Raw genomic sequence first — 20,232 nt, 5'->3', positions numbered from 1 at the left:
TGCTCCTATCGTTATGCATCCAACGGCACCGTGACACTCAAGGTGGTGCCCTCCCCCAGTTCGCTGTGCAGGCTCAATTGCCCGCCCATCATCAGCACCCGCTCACGCATGCCGACTACGCCAAAGGATACCGGGCGGCCGGGGTTCTCGACGAAACCGACGCCGTCATCGCTGATGGTCAGCCGCAAGTCGGCGCTTTCCACTGTCAGGGTCAGTTCGACAGTATGCGCCTGGGCATGACGCATCACATTGGTCAGCGCCTCCTGCAGGATGCGGAACAGGCCAATTGCCTTGGCATCGCTGAGGGCCGGCAGGTTATCCGGGACTTGTACCAGACAGGGAATGTGCGTGCGCGCTTCGAAGCGGCGGGCTTGCCATTCAATCGCCGAGGCGATGCCAGCGTCGAGAATCGGCGGGCGTAGCGCGGTCGCCACATCCCGGACAAGCTGGAACAGCTGGGCGATCAGGCGTTTCATGCTGTTCAGGCGCTCGGTCAAGCCCGGGTCCAATTGCGCATAGGCCAGCTCGCACATCGAGGTCTCCAGCTTGAGCACCGTGAGCATCTGACCCAACTCGTCATGCACTTCACGGGCGATGCGCGCCTTTTCCTCTTCGCGCACGGTTTCAAGGTGGGCAGAGAGCTCGCGCAGCTGTGTTTCGCTTTGCTGCAAGGCGGCCACGTAACGACGGCGCTCGGTGACGTCGTTGAGATAAACCACCAGGTATTCGCCCTCGGCAAAGCGCAGGAAGCTCAACGACACATCCGCCGGCAGGATGCTGCCGTCAGCGCGCACGCAATCGGCGGCGAAGGTCTGCGGGCCTTCTTCGCTGGCGCGCGCACGCTTCCACACGTCGAGCCAGCGGTCCATGTTCAAGGTCGGGTCAAAATCGATCAGCGGTCGCTCGATCAGCGCGCCCGCGGCGTAGCCCAGCATGGTCTCGGCGGCGCGGTTGGCGTAACGCACGTGGCTGTCCCAATTGACCCAAAGAATGCCGACCGTACTTTGATCGATGGAGAACTGCGTCAGCCGCAACGCTTCGGCACCGGCCGCACGCGCGGCGCTTTCTTCTCGGGCGGCCAGTAAGCTGTGTTCCAGCACTCGCTGGTGACGGCGCTGCCAAACCACCACGGCGAGGCTGGCGAGCAGGAACATCGCCAAGAGCAGGCTGAGGTTTTGCCACAGGCCCGGCGATTCCGTCAGCCGTGGGTATTTGGGTTGCAGCCAGCGGCTGTGCAATTGGTCGAGGTCGCGGGCGGGTATCGCGCGCAAGGCACTTTGCATGATGCTCGCCAGCTCCGGCCACTCACGGCGCGTGGCCACACGCAGCAATTGCGGCAGGCCGATATCGCCGACCACCGCCAGCCCGGCAAACTCCGCCTCGCCGGACAATCGGCTCAATTGCGCCTCATCCACCACGGCATAACGCGCCTGCTGGCTCACCAACAATTGCAAGGCCTGACGCTCCAAAGGGACGCCTTGCAGGTTGAGGTTGGGATAGTTGCTGCGCAGGTAATCGGCGACAGCGCTGGGCATGCGCACGGCGACGCGGGACAGCTCGTCAAGCTTTTCCAGCTCCACCGCGCCGCCGCCCTCGCGAATACCGACGATATGCTGAGGCACGCGCATATAAGGGTCGCTGAATAACCACAAACGCAAGCCCGCCGGGGTTTGCTGCAGGCCCGGGGCGATATCCACCTCGCCATCGCGCACGGCGGCTTCCAATTGCTCCTGGCTGGGGAAATTGCGCCAGGTCAGGTCGATATTCAGCGCTTTGGCCAGCCATTGCATCAACTCGACATTCGCCCCGGACAAGCGCTGCAGGCGCCGATCGTATTGGGCGTACGGTGCCTGCAATACCAGTCCCACGCGCAACTGCGGGTGCTGCGCCAGCCATTCACGCTGCTGAGCATTGAGCTGCGCCTGCGGCGCGATAGGCGCAGGCGCGGCATTCGCCATCAAGGCAAAGCACACACAGCCGATAACCAGCAGACAGCGAAAACCCATGATCCACGTCTCACATCACTGACAAACACTGACCAACCCATTAGGCTGCTGGAATCACTTCTGGCCGGGAATTAACGATGCCCTTTACCCACCGTTCGGCACTGCCAGCATTGTGCCTATCGCTGCTATTTACCAGCGCCTTTTCTGTTCACGCCGCCGACGCGCCTGCGCCCACCGCCGAAAAACCGGCTGAACGCCAAGCCCTGCCCGAGCGCAGCCAGGAAGAGGCCAACGCCCTTGAGCGACAACTTCCACGCCAGGAACAACAACAGTTGCAGGCCGGCACCGACTCATTTCTGGCGCTGTGGAAACCTGCCAACAGCGCCGAGCCCGAAGGGGTGGTGATTATCGTACCGGGCGCAGGGGAAAGTGCTGACTGGCCGCAAGCAATCGCGCCCTTACGGCGCAAGCTGCCCGATGCCAATTGGGGCACCCTCAGTCTGTCGCTGCCGGATGTGAACCTCGACACCTTGCCGCCACGGGTCATGGAGCCACCTAAAGCCGCCGTCGACACCAGCAGCAAAGACGGCAGCACGGCCGCCAAACCGATCGAACAAGCCGCCAGCGCCGAAGCCGAAGGCACTGACCCGGCGGTGGTGCCTGGTGCTGATGAACAAGACAAGACCGACGCCAAGCGCATCTTTGATCGCATTGACGCCGCCGTTGCCTTTGCCCAAACCCAGAGCGCCCGCAGTGTGGTACTGCTCGGCCACGGCACCGGCGCCTGGTGGGCTGCACGCTACCTGAGCGAGAAACAGCCGTCCCAAGTGCAGAAGTTGGTGATGGTGGATGGCAAGACGCCAGCGGCCAGGCAGCCGGACCTGCAAAAACTGGCACCGGCGCTGAAGGTGCCGACGGCGGATGTGTATTACCAGGACGGCGCTCAAGAGCGCAAAAACGCCCGGGAACGCATGCAGGCCGCCAAGCGGGCGAAGAATGACAGCTATAAACAGGTGTCACTCAAGACCTTGCCGGGCAACAGTGCGGCTGAGCAAGAGCAGCTGTATCGGCGGGTTCGCGGGTGGTTGAGCCCGGAGCCGGCCTCCAACTAATCCAGCCTGGCAAGCCGATCAACTGTGGGAGCTGGCTTGCCTGCGATAGCGGACTGTCAGTGACATCTGTGTTACTGACACATCGCTATCGCAGGCAAGCCAGCTCCCACACTGATTGGGTTGTCACTTCCAAATGGTGGTGGCTACCTGAAATCCCGCCGCTCACGAATCAACGCATAGGCATTGTGCAACTCGCGGGTACGCTCGGTGGCCTCACGCACTTGCGCCAGGCTCGCGCCACTGCCGGCGATCTTGTCCGGGTGATGGCGGCTGAGCAGGCGGCGATAGGCACGTTTGATCGCCGCCGGTTCGCTGGTGGACGTCACCCCCAGAATCCGCAACGCCTCCTGATACGCCCCGCCACGACTGGCCAATGGCTTGCGTTCGGGGGCGTAATCAGACGCCAGCGCCTGCAGCTGTTGCGGCGTCCACCCCAGCCACTTGCCCCATAGGTCAATCAGGTCGCGCTCGGCGTCATCGGCCCTGCCGTCCGCCCAGGCCATGCGCCAGCATGCACGCAATACACCTTCTGCCGCATGGGGTTGGGCTTTGAGTACGCGCAGGTAATTGCGCACTCGGTCGGATCCCGACTTGCCACGATTGAACGCGGTAATCGCCCGGCGCTGGGCCGGCTCGCTCATGTCCAGCGAGCGCATCTCCTGGCGCGCCTGCTGAATATGCCCATCCACCACCCGGCCATTACTCTTGGCCAGGCGCCCCAACAAAACAAACAGCAATTCGTCGTTGCGCAACGCCGGGCGCCCGCCCAGGCGCTCGCGCAATTGCGCCCAGCTGTGCAACTGCAGGCGGCGATCCAGTGCCTGCCCCAGCAATGCGCCCAACAAGGCCCCCGGAATACTGGCAATGGCAAAGCCAGCCCCGGCACCGATCAGTGTCCCTGGCCACAACATCTTATTGCCCCGCAGTCAGCAAGGTTTCAACCTGCGCCAGACGCTCCAGCGTGCCGACATCAATCCAGCGTCCTGTCATGTGCTCTCCCGTTACCAGACCTTTGGCCATGGCCTCCCGCAACAGCGGCGCCAGTTTGAAGGCACCGGCGCTGCAACCCGCGAACAACTTCGGGTCGAGAACTGAAATGCCACTGAAGGTCAGGTTATCGGCACCGGGCGCGGCATCATGAAGCAGACCTTCGTCCAGGTAGAAATCGCCGCCAGAAGGGTGATGCGCCGGGTTATCGACCATCACCAGGTGAGCCAGGCCCTTGAGCGGTTGCTTGAGGAGATTGAAGTCGTAGTCGGTCCAGATATCACCATTGACCACCAGAAAAGGCTCCTCGCCCAACAACGGCAGCGCCTGGAAAATTCCGCCACCGGTTTCCAGCGGCTCGCCCTCGGGCGAGTACTGAATGCGCAAGCCAAACTGCGCACCATCACCCAGGTAGCTTTCAATCTGCTGGCCGAGCCAGGCATGGTTGATCACGATATCGGTGAAGCCGGCCTTGGCCAGCGCTTCAAGGTGATACTCGATCAAACGCTTGCCGCCCGCCTGCACCAGTGGTTTGGGCGTGTGCAACGTGAGCGGGCGCATCCGCTCACCTTTGCCTGCTGCCAGGATCATCGCCTTCATACGCGCGCCTCGGTTGGTTCACGCAGGCTGGCGAGCAGCTCGCCCAACTCGTCCAGCTCCGGCCGGTCGGCCAGTACCGCTTCTATATAAGCAAAGAAACGCGGCACATCGGCCAGGTAGCGTGGCTTGCCATCGCGATGGCAGATGCGTGCAAAAATGCCGATGACCTTGAGGTGACGCTGCACGCCCATCAGGTCACTGGCCCGCAGGAACTCGTTGAAATCCGCCTGCACCGGGATGCCCAAAGCGCCAGCACGTTCCCAGTAGCCGCGTTGCCACGCCTGCACACGCGCCTTGGGCCAGCTGAGAAACGCATCCTTGAACAGGCAGGTGATGTCATAGGTAACCGGGCCGTAGACCGCGTCCTGGAAGTCCAGCACGCCGGGGTTCGGCGCGCTGATCATCAGGTTGCGCGGCATATAGTCGCGATGCACCAGCACTTTGGGCTGGGCCAGGGCACTGTCGATCAGGTTATCGCTGACACGTTGCCACAGGGCCTGCTGCCGGGTGTCGAATTCGATACCCAAATGCCGGCGCACGTACCACTCCGGAAACAATTCCAGCTCACGGCGCAACAAGGCCACGTCATAGCTGGGCAGCGGCGCGTCCATCGGCAATTGCTGAAAAGCCAGCAACGCGTCGATGGCATCGGCAAACAATTGATCGGCGTTTTGCGCGTCAATCACGTCCAGATAGGTTTTTCTGCCCAGGTCATTGAGCAAAAGAAAGCCGCGCGGCAAATCTTCTGCATAAATTTTTGGCACATTTATTCCCGATTTCGCGAGTAAATCAGCGATATCGACGAAAGGTTTGCAGTTTTCCTGGGGCGGTGGAGCGTCCATGACGACGAACGTGCGACCGCCGCCCTCCCACCGGAAATAACGCCTGAAACTCGCGTCGCTGCTGGCCGCGGTCAATGTGGCCGGAGGTACGACACCCCAGTCCTGAGCGTTGAAAAGGATCGGCAACTGCTCATCCAGCCAAACTTTCAGCTGTTGTAAACGTAGATCTTGCTCGGGCATTACAAGGGTCTCCGACGGCGCTAGCCGTCAAGCGGGTCATGCTTTATTATCACGCATCTTTTTCAGACCATCGAGAGGCGTGCGGCCCAAACCGCGGGCAGATGGCACGCAGGAAGCCCGGACTAATAAGATGGCATTGAAATCCCCCGCGTTTCGTAGAAAATTTCCGTTGCTGGTAACCGGCAGTCTGCTGGCCATGCAACCTTTCGCCACCTCATTCGTGGTCGCCGCGGAACAGTATGACTGCTCAGTCTCTGCTTCGGGTGCCTGGGATTGCGCGCCAAAAACCGCCGCAGCCCCGTTACCACCGCGCCCGGTGCACGACGGTGCAGCCGTCAGCGCCGCTGGCAGCACGGCGCAAGCCGATGCTGGCGGCACCGCTGCGGCCGAGCCGAAGACCACCCTGGTCACCGAGTCCAAGGGCCGTGGCCTGCGTTCGCGCAGTGCCGACTACAGCCACCTGGACTGGGTGCCTCGCGACAAGCTGACCGCAGCCCAACTGGCTGAGACCGGCCCCTATTGCTCCGGCGCGTACATCGAGCCGACCCGTCCTGGCATGAACGACAAGACGGACAAAAGCGATTCGCCGACCTTCATCGGTGCCAAGGTGTCTCGTTACGAGCAGGAACAGCAGGTTGCGACCCTGGCCGGTGACGTCGTCATGCGCCAGGGCAGCATGCAGATGGAGGCTCAGGAAGCCAGCCTGTACCAGGCCGAGAACCGTGGCGAGCTGAACGGCGATGTGCGTCTGCGCGACAACGGCGCCCTGATCGTCGGCGACCACGCCGAGGTCCAGCTCGATACCGGCGCGGCCCAGATCGACAATGCCGAATACGTGCTGCACAAGTCGCGCATTCGCGGTAACGCCCTGTACGCCAAGCGTGCCGAAAACGCGATCATCCGTCTCAAGGACGGTACGTACACCACCTGCGAGCCGGACAGCAACGCCTGGCAGCTCAAGGGCAACAACATCACGTTGAACCCGGCCACCGGTTTCGGTACGGCCACCAACGCGACGTTGCGGATCAAGAACATCCCGATCCTCTACACCCCGTACATCTACTTCCCGATCGACGACCGTCGTCAATCCGGCTTCCTGCCGCCAAGCTTCAGCACCGGCAGCGAAACCGGCTTCACACTGGTTACGCCGTACTACTTCAACCTGGCGCCAAACTATGACGCCACGTTGTACCCGCAATACATGACCAAGCGCGGCATGATGGTGGAAGGCGAATTCCGCTACCTCACCAAATCCAGCGAAGGGCAGTTCGGCGGCGCGTACCTGAACGACGACAGCGACGAGCGTAAGAAACAAACTGATTACGAAAAAACCCGTTACATGCTCAATTGGCAGCATAAGGGCGGGTTGGATTCGCGCCTGACCACCCTGGTCGACTACACCAACATCAGCGACCCTTACTTCTTCCAGGATCTGAAGACTTACCAGGAAGGTGTTCAAGCCCAGGACTTTGTGAACCAACAAGGTGCCTTGACCTATCGCGGCGACTCTTATCAGGCGCGCTTGAACGTTCAGTCCTATCAGTTGGCGACCGTTTCGCAGATCACCCCCTATGACCGGTTACCGCAACTGACCTTCAACGGTACGTTGCCTTACCATCCTGGTGGCGTCGACCTCGCTTATGAAACCGAGGCTGTAAGGTTTGACCGAGATCTCAAAACCGGCAACTACACGGAAAAAGACGGTGGGCCATTCGACCCACTAACCGGAGAGGTTGGAACGCGTCGCCTGGACACCTACGTATTGGGCTTGAACCGTGCGAACGGTACGCGTCTGAACCTGGCGCCAAGCATTTCCCTGCCGATGACCGCGACCTACGGCTACATCACGCCGAAGCTCAAGTACGTCTACACCAAGTACGATCTTGACCTGGACGGCACCGGCAAAAATGACCTACTGACCAACCGCCTCGGCTCCTCGGCGTTGGGTGAGAGCTTCAACAGCTCACAGGATCGTGCAGTTCCAATCGCCAGCATCGACAGCGGCCTGTATTTCGACCGCAATACCCAATGGTTCGGCGAAAACTATCGCCAGACCCTTGAACCGCGCATGTTCTATCTTTACGTACCAGAGAAAGATCAAAAAGACATTCCGGTATTCGATACCAGCGAAAACGTGTTCAGCTACTCCTCCCTGTTCCGGGATAACCGTTTCTCCGGCTCGGACCGTATCGGCGACGAGAACAAGCTGTCGTTTGGCTTGACCAGCCGCTGGATTCAAGAAAACGGCTTTGAGCGTCAACGCGCATCCATCGGCCAGGCTGTTTACTTCAAGGATCGTGAAGTTCAACTGCCAGGTATTGATGCCGCGACACGTGATGACGCTCATTCGAATGTCTCGCCGATCGCCTTGGAATACGAGTTCCGTTTCAACCGCGACTGGCGCGCCACTGCCGACTACAACTGGGACACCGAAAGCCACAGCCCTCGTTCCGGCAGCGCGATGTTCCACTACCAGCCGGAAGACAACCCGAACAAGGTTATCAACCTCGGCTATCGCTATCGCAACGACCAGGTTGTCTACAACCAGCTGACCGGCAAGTGGCAGTTCGGTGGCGACTACGGCACCGAAGGTCAACCGAACTTCGTGAAGGATTACTACAAAATCCAGCAACACGACTTCTCGATGATGTGGCCGATCATTCCGCAGTGGAACCTGATCACCCGCTGGCAGTATGACTATGCCCGCAACCGTACCCTGGAAGCCTTCGGTGGTTTCGAGTACGACAACTGCTGCTGGAAACTGCGCGTCATCAACCGTTACTGGGTTTCCAACGACGAATACAGCCAGATCGCCCCGCTTAACGAAAAGGGTGACCACGGGCTCTTCTTCCAGATCGTCCTCAAAGGACTCGGCGGCCTGACCGGCGCCAAGGTAGAGAGCTTCCTCGACAAAGGCATTGAAGGTTATCGTGAACGTGAAGACCAAGCTTTCTGATTGCTTGCGCCCGCTAGTGCTGGGCGCGCTGTTCCTGGGGGCCGCATCGGCACACGCTGCGGTTCAACAGCTGGACAAGGTAGTGGCCATCGTCGATAACGACGTGATCATGCAGAGCCAACTCGACCAACGGGTCAAGGAAGTTCAGCAAACCATCGCCAAGCGTGGCGGCGGCGTACCGCCTACCAGCGTGCTGGACCCACAGGTACTGGAGCGCCTGATCGTCGAAAACCTGCAACTGCAGATCGGCGAGCGCTCCGGCATCCGTATTTCGGACGAAGAACTGAACCAGGCCGTCGGCACCATCGCTCAGCGCAATAACATGAGCATTGACCAGTTTAAGGCTGCCCTGGCCCACGATGGTTTGTCTTATGAAGACGCCCGTGACCAGATCAAGCGTGAAATGATCATCAGCCGTGTGCGTCAGCGCCGTGTAGCGGAGCGCGTTCAGGTGTCTGAGCAGGAAGTGAAGAACTTCCTGGCCTCGGACCTCGGCAAGATGCAGCTCTCCGAAGAACTGCACCTGGCCAATATCCTGGTTCCAACCCCAGACAGCGCCAGCTCCGAGCAGCTCAATGCCGCTGCGGCGAAAACCCAGGCTATCTATGATCGCCTGAAAGCCGGTGCTGACTTTGCCCAAACGGCCATTGCCATGTCCGGCAGCGACAACGCCCTGGACGGCGGTGACATGGGCTGGCGTAAAGCCGCGCAACTGCCACCTCCGTTCGACCGTGAGCTGAGCGCCATGAATGTGGGTGAAATCACCCAGCCAGCGCGTACGCCAGGCGGCTTCATCATCCTCAAGTTGCTCGGCAAACGCGGCGGCGAGACCTCGCTGAAAGACGAAGTGCATGTTCGTCATATCCTGGTCAAACCAAGCGAAATCCGCACCGAGGCGCAAACCAAGGAGCTGGCCCAGAAGATCTATGACCGCATCGAAGGCGGTGAAGACTTCGCCACCCTGGCCAAGAGCTTCTCGGAAGACCCGGGTTCCGCCCTCAACGGTGGCGACCTGAACTGGATCGACCCGAAAGCGCTGGTGCCGGAGTTCCAGGACGTCATGGCCAAGACCCCGCAAGGCGTTCTGTCCAAGCCGTTCAAGACCCAATATGGCTGGCACGTCCTGGAAGTCCTTGGCCGCCGCGCCACCGACAACACCACCCAGGCCCGCGAGCAACAAGCCCTGACCGTGCTGCGTAACCGCAAGTACGACGAAGAGCTGCAAACCTGGTTGCGTCAGATCCGTGACGAAGCCTACGTAGAGAACAAGCTGCCAGGCGCCGAGCAAACAGGCACCGACCAGGCAGCACAGTGAAACCCCAGCGTTTCGCGGTAACACCCGGCGAGCCGGCCGGCATTGGTCCAGACCTGTGCCTGCTGCTCGCCTCGCACCCTCAGCCACACCCCCTGATTGCCATTACCAGTCGCGACCTGCTCCTTGAGCGGGCCGCGCAGCTGGGTGTGGCTGTCACCTTGCTGGACGTGGCGCCGGGCAACTGGCCCGACCTGCCCGCCCCGGCCGGCAGCCTGTATGTGTGGGACACCCCGCTGGCAGCCAAGGTGGTTGCCGGGCGACTGAACAAGGCCAATGCCGCGTTTGTGCTGGAAACCCTGACACGCGCAGGCCAAGGCTGCATCGACGGCGACTTCGCCGGTATGATCACCGCCCCGGTGCACAAGGGCGTGATCAACGAGTCCGGCATTGCCTTTTCCGGCCATACCGAATTCCTCGCCGAACTAACCCATACCGAACAAGTGGTGATGATGCTGGCCACTCGCGGCCTTCGGGTAGCGCTGGTGACCACGCACTTGCCGTTGCGCGATATCGCCGACGCCATCACTGCCGAGCGTGTGGAGCGCGTTACACGCATCCTGCACACCGACCTGCAACAGAAATTCGGCATTGCCCAACCACGCATCCTGGTTTGTGGGCTCAACCCGCATGCCGGTGAAGGCGGTCATTTGGGCCATGAAGAAATCGACATCATTGAACCGACATTAGAGCGTCTGCGCCAAGAAGGCATGGACCTGCGCGGCCCATTGCCTGCAGACACTCTGTTTACCCCCAAATATCTGGAGCACTGCGACGCAGTGCTGGCGATGTACCACGACCAAGGGCTGCCCGTGCTGAAGTACAAAGGCTTCGGCGCCGCAGTCAACGTGACACTGGGCCTGCCGATCATCCGCACCTCCGTCGACCATGGCACTGCCCTGGACCTGGCGGGCAGCGGCAAGATCGATACCGGCAGCCTGCACGTGGCCCTAGAAACCGCCTATCAGATGGCCGAGACCCGTATATGACTGAGCATTACCAACACCGGGCGCGCAAGCGCTTCGGGCAAAACTTCCTGCACGACGCTGGCGTGATCGACCGTATTCTGCGTTCCATCCATGCCAAGCCAGAAGACCGCTTGCTGGAAATCGGCCCGGGCCAGGGCGCATTGACCCAAGGCCTGCTCAACAGTGGCGGCCAGTTGGACGTGGTGGAGTTGGACAAGGACCTGATCCCGATCCTCAACCAGCAGTTCGCCGGTATGCCCAACTTCAACCTGCACCAGGGCGATGCGCTGAAGTTTGACTTCAACAGCCTCAACGCCGCGCCCAACAGCCTGCGGGTGGTCGGCAACCTGCCGTACAACATCTCTACGCCGCTGATTTTTCACCTGCTGAACAATGCCGGGATCATCCGCGACATGCACTTCATGCTGCAAAAAGAAGTGGTTGAGCGTTTGGCCGCAGGCCCAGGCGGTGGTGATTGGGGCCGTCTGTCGATCATGGTTCAGTACCATTGCCGCGTAGAGCACCTGTTCAACGTCGGCCCTGGCGCCTTCAACCCGCCGCCGAAGGTCGACTCGGCCATCGTGCGCCTGGTGCCGCACGCGGTGCTGCCGCATCCGGCCAAGGACCACAAGTTGCTGGAGCGCGTGGTACGCGAAGCGTTCAACCAACGCCGCAAGACCCTGCGCAACACGCTCAAGGCGCTGCTGAGCAACGCCGAGATCGAAGCCGCCGGTGTCGACGGTGGCCTGCGCCCCGAGCAACTGGACCTGGCCGCGTTTGTGCGTCTGGCTGATCAGCTTGCGATCCAGCCTGCGCCGACCGTGGAATAAGCTGTAACTCGATACAACTGTGGGAGCGGGCTTGCCCGCGAATGCAGTGCATCAGTGACACATTCAGTGACTGACACACTGCATTCGCGAGTAAGCCCGCCCCCACAGTTGCTCCGCGTTATACCGATAGCGCTTGCCGCCTGCCCGACACATGTCTGGCCTAGTGCCCCGCTCATGGCCTAGACTGATCCGCATCTGCTGTCCTCCGCTTTTGCTCTTAAGGCCTCTTGCATGTCCGATCCTCGCTACCAGATCGACGTCAGCGTCGTCACCCGCTTCCTCGCGGACCAATCGCAACCTGAACACGACCGTTATGCCTTCGCCTACACCATCACGGTGAAGAACAACGGGCAGGTGCCGGCCAAACTGCTGTCGCGCCACTGGGTAATTACCGATGGCGACGGCCAGGTCGAGGAAGTGCGTGGTGCCGGCGTGGTTGGCCAGCAGCCGTTGATCGACATCGGCGCCAGCCATACTTACAGCAGCGGCACGGTGATGACCTCCAAAGTCGGCACCATGCAGGGCTCGTATCAGATGAAAGCCAGCGACGGAAAACTGTTCGACGCCATCATCGCGCCGTTTCGCCTCGCAGTGCCCGGAGCCCTGCACTGATGACGACGTACGCAGTCGGTGACCTGCAAGGCTGCCTGGAACCCCTCAAATGCCTGCTGGAGCGCGTAGCCTTCAACCCGGCGAGCGACCGCTTGTGGCTGGTCGGCGACCTGGTCAATCGCGGCCCCGAGTCCCTGGAGACCCTGCGCTTTCTTTATAAGATGCGCGATTCATTGGTGTGCGTGCTGGGCAACCATGACCTGCACCTGCTGGCGGCCGGCAATAACATCGAACGCCTGAAAAAAGGCGACACCCTGCGCGAGATCCTGGAAGCGCCGGACAGAACTGAATTACTGGACTGGCTGCGCCGCCAAAAGCTCATGCATTACGACGAAGGCCGCAACATGGCCTTGGTGCATGCCGGCATCCCGCCCCAATGGACGCTGAAGAAAGCCCTCAAGGGCGCCGCCGAAGTCGAAAGCGCCCTGGCCGATGACAACCTGTACACCGCCTACCTCGACGGCATGTACGGCAACGAGCCGGTCAAGTGGGACAATGACCTCACCGGCGTGGCCCGCCTGCGCGTGATCACCAACTACTTCACACGCATGCGCTTCTGCACCGCCGAAGGCAAGCTGGACCTCAAGAGCAAGGAAGGCGCCGACACTGCGCTGCCCGGTTATAAGCCATGGTTTGCCCACAAGGAACGCAAGACCCGTGACATGAAGATCATCTTCGGTCACTGGGCGGCCCTGGAAGGCAAATGCGAAGAACCTGGCGTGTTCGCCCTCGACACCGGTTGCGTGTGGGGCGGCGCCATGACCCTGATGAACATCGACACCGGCGAGCGCCTGAGCTGCCAGTGTGAACCTCCCCCTTCTGTAACACTGCCGGGCGCCAAGCCCTAGGAGCCCGCCATGAGCGAATTCAAACGTATCCCTCCCGAACAAGCCCAGGCCCTGCGCGAGCAAGGCGCCGTGGTGGTCGACATCCGCGACCAGCCGACCTATGCAGCAGGCCACATCAGCGGCGCGCAGCATCTGGACAACCACAACATCCAAGACTTCATCCGTGCCGCCGACCTCGACGCACCGGTGATCGTGGCCTGCTACCACGGCAATTCCAGCCAGAGCGCAGCGGCCTATCTGATCAGCCAGGGCTTCTCCGACGTCTATAGCCTGGACGGTGGCTTCGAGCTGTGGCGTACGACCTATCCTGCAGAAATTGCCTCCGACAATTCGCAATAATTTTTTTCACACCCCGCCACCCCGCGTGACGCTTGGGCTTGCGCCGTTTCTGACGAACGGCGCAGCCAAACTAATTGCGCATCGCGCCTTGACCTCCCGGATTCCGAACTATCCTTAAGCGCAGGCCATCCGAATCAGGGGAGAGCCGGTACACCGGCGTGCGGGTCATCGGTAGCGTTTCAGGGTGTTCTGGGGGGAAAACAGCCAGTGGCGATCGCCAATGGCTGCCAGCATCGACTGATTGATCCGGCGTCGGCTCCACGTATCGAGCGAGGTGACGACGTCATGAGTATCTTTAGCCACTTCCAACAACGCTTCGAGTCCACCCAGCAGGAAGAACTCACCCTGCAGGAGTATCTCGAGCTGTGCAAAAAGGACCGCAGCACCTACGCATCTGCCGCCGAACGCCTGCTGCTGGCGATTGGTGAGCCGGAGCTGGTAGACACCTCGAACAATTCGCGCCTGTCGCGAATATTCTCCAACAAGGTGATCCGCCGCTACCCGGCCTTTGAAGACTTCCACGGCATGGAAGAATGCATCGACCAGATCGTCTCCTACTTCCGCCACGCCGCCCAAGGCCTGGAAGAGAAGAAACAGATCCTCTACCTGCTCGGCCCGGTCGGCGGCGGTAAGTCGTCCCTGGCGGAAAAGCTCAAACAACTGATCGAGAAGGTGCCCTTCTACGCCATCAAGGGCTCGCCGGTGTTCGAGTCGCCTTTGGGGTTGTTCAACGCCACGGAAGATGGCGCGATCCTCGAAGAAGACTTCGGCATCCCACGCCGCTACCTCAATACCATCATGTCGCCGTGGGCCACCAAACGGCTGTCGGAGTTTGGCGGCGACATCAGCCAGTTCCGCGTGGTGAAACTCTACCCGTCGATCCTCAACCAGATCGGCGTGGCCAAGACCGAGCCAGGTGACGAGAACAACCAGGACATCTCGGCGCTGGTGGGCAAGGTCGATATCCGCAAACTCGAGGAATTCCCACAGAACGACGCCGACGCCTACAGCTACTCGGGCGCACTGTGCCGGGCCAACCAGGGCCTGATGGAGTTCGTGGAAATGTTCAAAGCGCCGATCAAGGTGCTGCACCCACTGCTTACCGCCACCCAGGAAGGCAACTACAACAGTACCGAAGGCCTGGGCGCGATTCCGTTCACCGGGATCCTGCTGGCTCACTCCAACGAATCGGAATGGCATACCTTCCGCAACAACAAGAACAACGAAGCCTTCATCGACCGGATCTACATCGTCAAGGTGCCGTACTGCCTGCGGGTCAGTGATGAAATCAAGATTTACGACAAGCTGCTGTTCAACAGCTCCCTGGCCAAGGCCCATTGCGCGCCTGACACCCTGAAGATGCTTGCGCAATTCACCGTGCTCTCGCGCCTCAAGGAGCCGGAAAACTCGAACATCTACTCGAAAATGCGCGTGTACGACGGCGAAAACCTCAAGGACACCGACCCCAAAGCCAAGTCGATCCAGGAATATCGCGACACGGCGGGCGTGGATGAGGGCATGAACGGCCTTTCCACCCGTTTCGCGTTCAAGATCCTCTCCAAGGTCTTTAACTTCGACCCGCACGAGATCGCCGCCAACCCGGTGCATCTGCTCTATGTGCTGGAACAGCAGATCGAACAGGAGCAATTCCAGGCCGAAACCCGCGAACGCTACCTGCGCTTCCTCAAGGAATACCTGGCGCCGCGCTACATCGAGTTCATCGGCAAGGAAATCCAGACTGCATACCTGGAGTCCTACAGCGAGTACGGCCAGAACATCTTTGACCGCTACGTGCTGTACGCCGACTTCTGGATTCAGGACCAGGAATACCGCGACCCGGAAACCGGCGAGATCCTCAACCGCGTGGCCCTCAACGAGGAACTGGAGAAGATCGAAAAACCGGCCGGCATCAGCAATCCGAAGGATTTCCGCAACGAAATCGTCAACTTCGTGCTGCGCGCCCGTGCCAACAACAACGGCAAGAACCCTACCTGGCTCAGCTACGAGAAGCTGCGGGTGGTCATCGAGAAAAAAATGTTCTCCAACACCGAGGACCTGCTGCCGGTTATCAGCTTCAACGCCAAGGCCAGCAAGGAGGACCAGCAAAAACACAACGACTTTGTTACGCGCATGGTCGAACGCGGCTACACCGACAAACAGGTACGCCTGCTTTCCGAGTGGTACCTGCGGGTGCGTAAATCACAGTAAGGCAGCGACAGGCGCGTGCTGCCGGGCTTCTGGCCCGGCAGCCGACCGCTTGTCTCTAAGCTTCCAGCTCGCGGCTTGAAGCTTGTAACGTGAAGCTGCCCGGAGGGCTCCCCATGAGCTATGTGATCGACCGACGCCTCAATGGCAAGAACAAGAGCACGGTAAACCGTCAGCGTTTCCTGCGGCGTTACCGTGACCACATCAAAAAGGCCGTTGAAGAGGCCGTCAGCCGCCGCTCCATTACTGACATGGAGCATGGCGAGCAAATCAGCATTCCCGGACGCGACATCGACGAACCGGTGCTGCACCACGGCCGGGGCGGCAAACAGACCGTCGTGCACCCCGGCAACAAGGAATTCACCACCGGCGAGCATATCCAGCGCCCCCAAGGCGGTGGTGGCGGTAAAGGCCCCGGCAAAGCCGGCAACTCCGGCGAGGGCATGGACGAGTTCGTGTTCCAGATCACCCAGGAAGAATTCCTGGAATTCATGTTTGAAGACCTGGAATTGCCCAACCTGGTCAAACGCAACCTGACCGGCACCGACACCTTCAAGACCGTGCGCGCAGGGATCAGTAACGAGGGCAACCCGTCCCGCATCAATATCATTCGCACGCTGCGCTCGGCCCATGCACGCCGTATCGCACTGTCCGGTAGCAGCCGCGCCAAACTGAAGGAGGCCAAGGAAGAACTGGCGCGCTTAAAGCGCGAAGAACCGGATAACTTCGGTGATATCCAGCAAATAGAGGCCGAAATCGAGAAACTCAGTGCGCGCATTCACCGCGTGCCGTTCCTCGACACCTTCGACCTCAAATACAACTTGCTGGTGAAACAACCCAACCCCAGCTCCAAGGCGGTGATGTTCTGCCTGATGGACGTGTCCGGCTCCATGACCCAGGCCACCAAGGACATTGCCAAGCGCTTTTTCATCCTGCTGTACCTGTTCCTGAAGCGTAACTACGACAAGATCGACGTGGTGTTCATCCGCCATCACACCAGCGCCCGGGAAGTGGACGAAGAAGAGTTCTTCTACTCGCGGGAAACCGGCGGCACCATCGTGTCCAGCGCGTTAAAGCTGATGCAGGAAATCATGGCCGAGCGCTACCCTGCCAATGAGTGGAACATCTACGCCGCGCAAGCCTCCGACGGCGATAACTGGAACGATGACTCGCCGATCTGCCGCGACATCCTGATCAACCAGATCATGCCGTTCGTGCAGTACTACACCTACGTTGAAATTACCCCTCGTGAGCACCAGGCACTGTGGTTCGAATACGAGCGCATCGGTGAAGCCTTTGCCGATACGTTCGCCCAGCAGCAACTGGTCTCGGCCGGCGATATCTACCCGGTCTTCCGTGAACTCTTCCAGCGCAGGTTAGTGACATGACCGCCAAAAAAGAGCATAAGCGCCAACCCATTTCCACTGGCTCCGAGTGGACCTTTGAACTGATCCAGGCCTATGACCGGGAAATCAGCCGTATCGCGGCGGGTTATGCCCTGGACACCTACCCCAACCAGATTGAAGTGATCACCGCCGAACAGATGATGGATGCCTACGCCTCGGTCGGCATGCCCTTGGGCTATCACCATTGGTCCTATGGCAAACACTTCCTCAGCACCGAGAAGTCCTACACCCGTGGGCAGATGGGCCTGGCCTACGAGATCGTGATCAACTCCGACCCGTGCATCGCCTACCTGATGGAAGAAAACACCATCTGCATGCAGGCGCTGGTGGTGGCCCACGCGTGCTACGGGCATAACAGTTTTTTCAAGGGCAACTACCTGTTCCGCACCTGGACCGATGCCAGCTCGATCATCGATTACCTGGTGTTCGCCAAGCAGTACATCATGCAATGCGAGGAACGCCATGGCATCGATGCGGTAGAGGACTTGCTCGACTCTTGCCACGCGCTGATGAACTACGGCGTCGACCGTTACAAACGCCCGTATCCGATTTCCGCCGAGGAAGAACGCCTGCGCCAGAAGGAGCGTGAGGAGCACCTGCAAAAGCAGATCAACGACCTGTGGCGCACGATTCCTAAAAAGGCCGGCAAAAACAGCGACAAGGACAATGCACGCTTCCCCGCCGAACCTCAGGAAAACATCCTGTATTTCCTGGAAAAACACGCGCCGTTGCTGGAGCCGTGGCAGCGAGAAATCGTGCGCATTGTGCGCAAGATCGCACAGTATTTTTATCCACAGCGCCAAACCCAGGTGATGAACGAAGGCTGGGCAACGTTCTGGCACTACACCTTGATGAATGACCTGTACGACGAAGGCCTGGTCACCGACGGTTTCATGATGGAGTTCCTCACCTCCCATACCAGCGTGGTGTTCCAGCCCGGTTTTGACAGCCCGTATTACAGCGGCATCAACCCCTACGCGCTGGGCTTTGCCATGTACCGCGACATCCGGCGCATGTGTGAACACCCCACCGAAGAAGACCGCCGCTGGTTCCCGGAAATCGCCGGCAGCGACTGGTTGTCGACCATCAAGTTCGCCATGAGCAGCTTCAAGGATGAGAGTTTCATCCTGCAGTACCTGTCACCCCAGGTGATTCGCGACCTCAAGCTGTTCAGCATTCTTGATGACGACCTCAAGGATGATCTGGTGGTGCCTGCCATCCACGATGAGCCCGGCTACCGCACCATCCGTGAAACCCTGGCAGCGCAGTACAACCTGGGCAACCGTGAGCCAAACGTGCAGATCTACAGCATTGATGTGCGCGGCGACCGTTCGCTGACCTTGCGTCACCAGCAGCACGACCGCAAACCTTTGGGCGAGTCCACCGAGGAAGTGCTCAAACACCTGCACCGGCTGTGGGGCTTCGACATTCACCTGGAAACCCTGCAGGGCGATCAGGTGATGAAAACCCACCACGTGCCGCCACGCACCGACCACAACGATAACGACTACGGCCGCCTGGACCTGGCCGTCGTACATCTCTGAAACAGCAAAGCCTCCATTGGTCCGGCTCAGGCGGTATCCTGTGCCGCTAATGGAGGCTTTTTCATGAAAATCTACACAGTCGGCGGTGCGGTGCGTGATCGCCTGCTCGGCCTCACGGTCACCGATATCGACCGCGTCGTGGTCGGTGCGACCACTGAAGAAATGCTCGCTAAAGGCTACAAGCCAGTCGGTGCTGACTTCCCGGTATTCCTGGACCCAAAGAACGGCGACGAATACGCCCTCGCCCGCACCGAACGCAAGAGTGGCCGGGGTTATGGCGGCTTTGTGTTTCACGCAAGCCCCGAGGTCACGCTGGAAGAAGACCTGATTCGCCGTGACCTGACCATCAACGCCATGGCCGAGGATGATGACGGCAACCTGACCGATCCCTATGGCGGCCAGAGCGACCTAGAAGCACGGATTCTGCGTCACGTTTCTCCCGCGTTCGCCGAAGATCCCCTGCGAGTGCTGCGTGTTGCACGCTTTGCTGCGCGTTACGCTCACTTGAGTTTTACCGTCGCCCCGCAAACCCTGGAACTGATGCGCCAACTCAGCGAGTCCGGCGAACTGCAAGCCTTGACCCCGGAGCGCAGCTGGAAAGAAATTTCCAGGGCGCTGATGGAGGATCAGCCGCAGGTGTTTATTCAGGTACTGCGCGACTGCAACGCGCTGAAAACCCTGATGCCCGAAGTGAATGCACTGTTTGGCGTGCCACAACCCGAGGCTCATCACCCGGAAATCGACACCGGCATCCATACCCTTAGCGTGCTCGAGCAAGCCGCCTTGCATCAGCAGCCGCTGACCGTGCGCTGGGCCTGCCTGCTGCACGACCTGGGCAAAGGCCTGACGCCTGTGGATAAGTTGCCGCAGCATATTGCCCACGAACACACGGGCTTGAAGCTGATCAAGGCGGTCAATGAACGCTTCAAGGTGCCGAAGGATTGCCAGGAACTGGCCCTGCTGGTCGGCCAATACCACACCCACGGCCACCGTGCGCTGGAGCTGAAAGCCTCGACGCTGCTGGAGTTGCTGCAAAGTTTTGACGTGTATCGCCGGCCGCAGCGCTTTGAAGAGTTTGTGGTGAGTTGCGAAATGGACGCCCGGGGCCGCAAGGGCCTGGAGCAGAGAAGTTATCCACAGGCGGATTATTTACGCGGCGCAGCCAAGGCCGCTCGCGAAGTACCGGTGGCGCCCTTGCTGGAGAAAGGTTTCAAAGGCCCGGAGCTGGGCGAGGCGCTCAAGCGTGAGCGACTCAAGGTGCTCAAAGCCTACAAAGAGCAATACAACCTGTAGTCGTTACTCTTTGTGGCAGACGGGTTTGCATCAATGCCGCTCAGTTAAGCGCAAAACGTGTGGGAGCGGGCTTGCCCGCGAAGACGTCGGCACAGTAAACAATGATGCTGACTGACCCACCGCTTTCGCGGGCAAGCCCGCTTGTGTCTTGATCTGGGAATAAACTCTGAGGTGAGAGGGGTGGATGGCAAGCTGTGAGTCCGCGGTGCTAGAAGCACGAGTGGGAGCAAAGCTGCCATCCACCTTTCCACT

The 20,232-nt window shown here is 60.1% G+C and carries 16 protein-coding genes; 12 read left to right on the top strand and 4 right to left on the bottom strand.

The features are described 5' to 3' along the window. Positions 1–11 precede the first annotated feature (11 nt). Positions 12–2,006, bottom strand: a complete 1,995-nt coding sequence (locus GIW28_RS22505) for a PAS domain-containing sensor histidine kinase (protein WP_017138070.1) — start codon at positions 2,004–2,006, stop codon at positions 12–14. A gap of 77 nt (positions 2,007–2,083) precedes the next feature. Between GIW28_RS22505 and GIW28_RS22500 the strand changes: the two genes are divergently transcribed. Next, positions 2,084–3,058, top strand: a complete 975-nt coding sequence (locus tag GIW28_RS22500; protein WP_169987470.1) for an alpha/beta hydrolase family protein — start codon at positions 2,084–2,086, stop codon at positions 3,056–3,058. Positions 3,059–3,201: 143 nt separating this feature from the next. On the opposite strand, the gene GIW28_RS22495 is transcribed toward GIW28_RS22500, so the two are convergent. From GIW28_RS22495 to GIW28_RS22485, 3 genes are read right to left on the bottom strand one after another with little or no spacing between them, the layout of a single operon-like run. Beyond that, positions 3,202–3,969, bottom strand: coding sequence for a TerB family tellurite resistance protein (locus GIW28_RS22495; protein ID WP_169987473.1), 768 nt, complete (start codon positions 3,967–3,969; stop codon positions 3,202–3,204). A gap of 1 nt (position 3,970) precedes the next feature. Continuing rightward, positions 3,971–4,645 (bottom strand): N-acetylmuramate alpha-1-phosphate uridylyltransferase MurU, encoded by a 675-nt coding sequence (gene murU / locus GIW28_RS22490; RefSeq protein WP_017138067.1) that lies wholly within the window; start codon positions 4,643–4,645, stop codon positions 3,971–3,973. Further along, on the bottom strand, positions 4,642–5,667 hold the full coding sequence (locus GIW28_RS22485; RefSeq protein ID WP_236446325.1) for an aminoglycoside phosphotransferase family protein: 1,026 nt from the start codon (positions 5,665–5,667) through the stop codon (positions 4,642–4,644). Before GIW28_RS22485 ends, murU begins: the two co-directional genes overlap by 4 nt. Positions 5,668–5,797: 130 nt before the next feature. Here GIW28_RS22485 and GIW28_RS22480 point away from each other — a divergent pair, with 130 nt between their 5' ends. The 11 genes from GIW28_RS22480 to GIW28_RS22430 all read left to right on the top strand — a co-directional run bounded on the left by GIW28_RS22480 (position 5,798) and on the right by GIW28_RS22430 (position 19,980). Continuing rightward, positions 5,798–8,623: an LPS-assembly protein LptD gene (locus tag GIW28_RS22480; protein WP_236446328.1), complete on the top strand. Its 2,826-nt coding sequence runs from the start codon at positions 5,798–5,800 to the stop codon at positions 8,621–8,623. Further along, positions 8,598–9,938, top strand: coding sequence for a peptidylprolyl isomerase (locus GIW28_RS22475; RefSeq protein WP_017138064.1), 1,341 nt, complete (start codon positions 8,598–8,600; stop codon positions 9,936–9,938). The genes GIW28_RS22480 and GIW28_RS22475 overlap by 26 nt, the downstream gene beginning before the upstream one ends. Then, complete coding sequence (gene pdxA / locus GIW28_RS22470; protein WP_169987480.1) at positions 9,935–10,924, top strand: 4-hydroxythreonine-4-phosphate dehydrogenase PdxA; 990 nt, start codon at positions 9,935–9,937, stop codon at positions 10,922–10,924. Before GIW28_RS22475 ends, pdxA begins: the two co-directional genes overlap by 4 nt. After that, positions 10,921–11,733 (top strand): 16S rRNA (adenine(1518)-N(6)/adenine(1519)-N(6))-dimethyltransferase RsmA, encoded by an 813-nt coding sequence (gene rsmA / locus GIW28_RS22465; RefSeq protein WP_056857851.1) that lies wholly within the window; start codon positions 10,921–10,923, stop codon positions 11,731–11,733. The genes pdxA and rsmA overlap by 4 nt, the downstream gene beginning before the upstream one ends. 231 nt (positions 11,734–11,964) lie before the next feature. Further along, the gene (gene apaG, locus GIW28_RS22460) at positions 11,965–12,345 is read left to right on the top strand and encodes a Co2+/Mg2+ efflux protein ApaG (protein WP_169987482.1); all 381 of its coding nucleotides are present in this window, start codon (positions 11,965–11,967) and stop codon (positions 12,343–12,345) included. Beyond that, on the top strand, positions 12,345–13,193 hold the full coding sequence (locus tag GIW28_RS22455) for a symmetrical bis(5'-nucleosyl)-tetraphosphatase (RefSeq protein ID WP_099550419.1): 849 nt from the start codon (positions 12,345–12,347) through the stop codon (positions 13,191–13,193). Before apaG ends, GIW28_RS22455 begins: the two co-directional genes overlap by 1 nt. A 9-nt stretch (positions 13,194–13,202) precedes the next feature. Then, on the top strand, positions 13,203–13,532 hold the full coding sequence (glpE, locus tag GIW28_RS22450; RefSeq protein WP_017138059.1) for a thiosulfate sulfurtransferase GlpE: 330 nt from the start codon (positions 13,203–13,205) through the stop codon (positions 13,530–13,532). Between the two features lie 285 nt (positions 13,533–13,817). After that, positions 13,818–15,740 carry a PrkA family serine protein kinase gene (locus GIW28_RS22445; RefSeq protein ID WP_026013778.1) on the top strand — a complete coding sequence of 641 codons (1,923 nt, stop codon included), beginning with the start codon at positions 13,818–13,820 and terminating at the stop codon, positions 15,738–15,740. Positions 15,741–15,853: 113 nt separating this feature from the next. Beyond that, positions 15,854–17,125, top strand: a complete 1,272-nt coding sequence (locus GIW28_RS22440; RefSeq protein WP_017138057.1) for a YeaH/YhbH family protein — start codon at positions 15,854–15,856, stop codon at positions 17,123–17,125. Then, positions 17,122–18,687 carry a SpoVR family protein gene (locus GIW28_RS22435; RefSeq protein WP_017138056.1) on the top strand — a complete coding sequence of 522 codons (1,566 nt, stop codon included), beginning with the start codon at positions 17,122–17,124 and terminating at the stop codon, positions 18,685–18,687. Before GIW28_RS22440 ends, GIW28_RS22435 begins: the two co-directional genes overlap by 4 nt. Before the next feature lie 63 nt (positions 18,688–18,750). After that, positions 18,751–19,980 carry a multifunctional CCA addition/repair protein gene (locus GIW28_RS22430; RefSeq protein WP_177034665.1) on the top strand — a complete coding sequence of 410 codons (1,230 nt, stop codon included), beginning with the start codon at positions 18,751–18,753 and terminating at the stop codon, positions 19,978–19,980. Positions 19,981–20,232 lie beyond the last annotated feature (252 nt).

The organism is Pseudomonas sp. PA-5-4B, assembly GCF_021606215.1.
Classification (GTDB): Bacteria; Pseudomonadota; Gammaproteobacteria; order Pseudomonadales; family Pseudomonadaceae; genus Aquipseudomonas; species Aquipseudomonas edaphica.
The sequence above is the reverse complement of the archived record's forward strand: the minus strand, read 5'-3'. Positions and strand labels throughout refer to the sequence as shown.

What these genes read in the sequence shown, in the direction of transcription:
- GIW28_RS22505 (WP_017138070.1), bottom strand. Translation starts at nt 2,006, where the DNA reads ATGGGTTTTCGCTGTCTGCTGGTTATCGGCTGTGTGTGCTTTGCCTTG.
- GIW28_RS22500 (WP_169987470.1), top strand. Translation starts at nt 2,084, where the DNA reads ATGCCCTTTACCCACCGTTCGGCACTGCCAGCATTGTGCCTATCGCTG.
- GIW28_RS22495 (WP_169987473.1), bottom strand. Translation starts at nt 3,969, where the DNA reads ATGTTGTGGCCAGGGACACTGATCGGTGCCGGGGCTGGCTTTGCCATT.
- murU (WP_017138067.1), bottom strand. Translation starts at nt 4,645, where the DNA reads ATGAAGGCGATGATCCTGGCAGCAGGCAAAGGTGAGCGGATGCGCCCG.
- GIW28_RS22485 (WP_236446325.1), bottom strand. Translation starts at nt 5,667, where the DNA reads ATGCCCGAGCAAGATCTACGTTTACAACAGCTGAAAGTTTGGCTGGAT.
- GIW28_RS22480 (WP_236446328.1), top strand. Translation starts at nt 5,798, where the DNA reads ATGGCATTGAAATCCCCCGCGTTTCGTAGAAAATTTCCGTTGCTGGTA.
- rsmA (WP_056857851.1), top strand. Translation starts at nt 10,921, where the DNA reads ATGACTGAGCATTACCAACACCGGGCGCGCAAGCGCTTCGGGCAAAAC.
- apaG (WP_169987482.1), top strand. Translation starts at nt 11,965, where the DNA reads ATGTCCGATCCTCGCTACCAGATCGACGTCAGCGTCGTCACCCGCTTC.
- GIW28_RS22455 (WP_099550419.1), top strand. Translation starts at nt 12,345, where the DNA reads ATGACGACGTACGCAGTCGGTGACCTGCAAGGCTGCCTGGAACCCCTC.
- glpE (WP_017138059.1), top strand. Translation starts at nt 13,203, where the DNA reads ATGAGCGAATTCAAACGTATCCCTCCCGAACAAGCCCAGGCCCTGCGC.
- GIW28_RS22445 (WP_026013778.1), top strand. Translation starts at nt 13,818, where the DNA reads ATGAGTATCTTTAGCCACTTCCAACAACGCTTCGAGTCCACCCAGCAG.
- GIW28_RS22440 (WP_017138057.1), top strand. Translation starts at nt 15,854, where the DNA reads ATGAGCTATGTGATCGACCGACGCCTCAATGGCAAGAACAAGAGCACG.
- GIW28_RS22435 (WP_017138056.1), top strand. Translation starts at nt 17,122, where the DNA reads ATGACCGCCAAAAAAGAGCATAAGCGCCAACCCATTTCCACTGGCTCC.
- GIW28_RS22430 (WP_177034665.1), top strand. Translation starts at nt 18,751, where the DNA reads ATGAAAATCTACACAGTCGGCGGTGCGGTGCGTGATCGCCTGCTCGGC.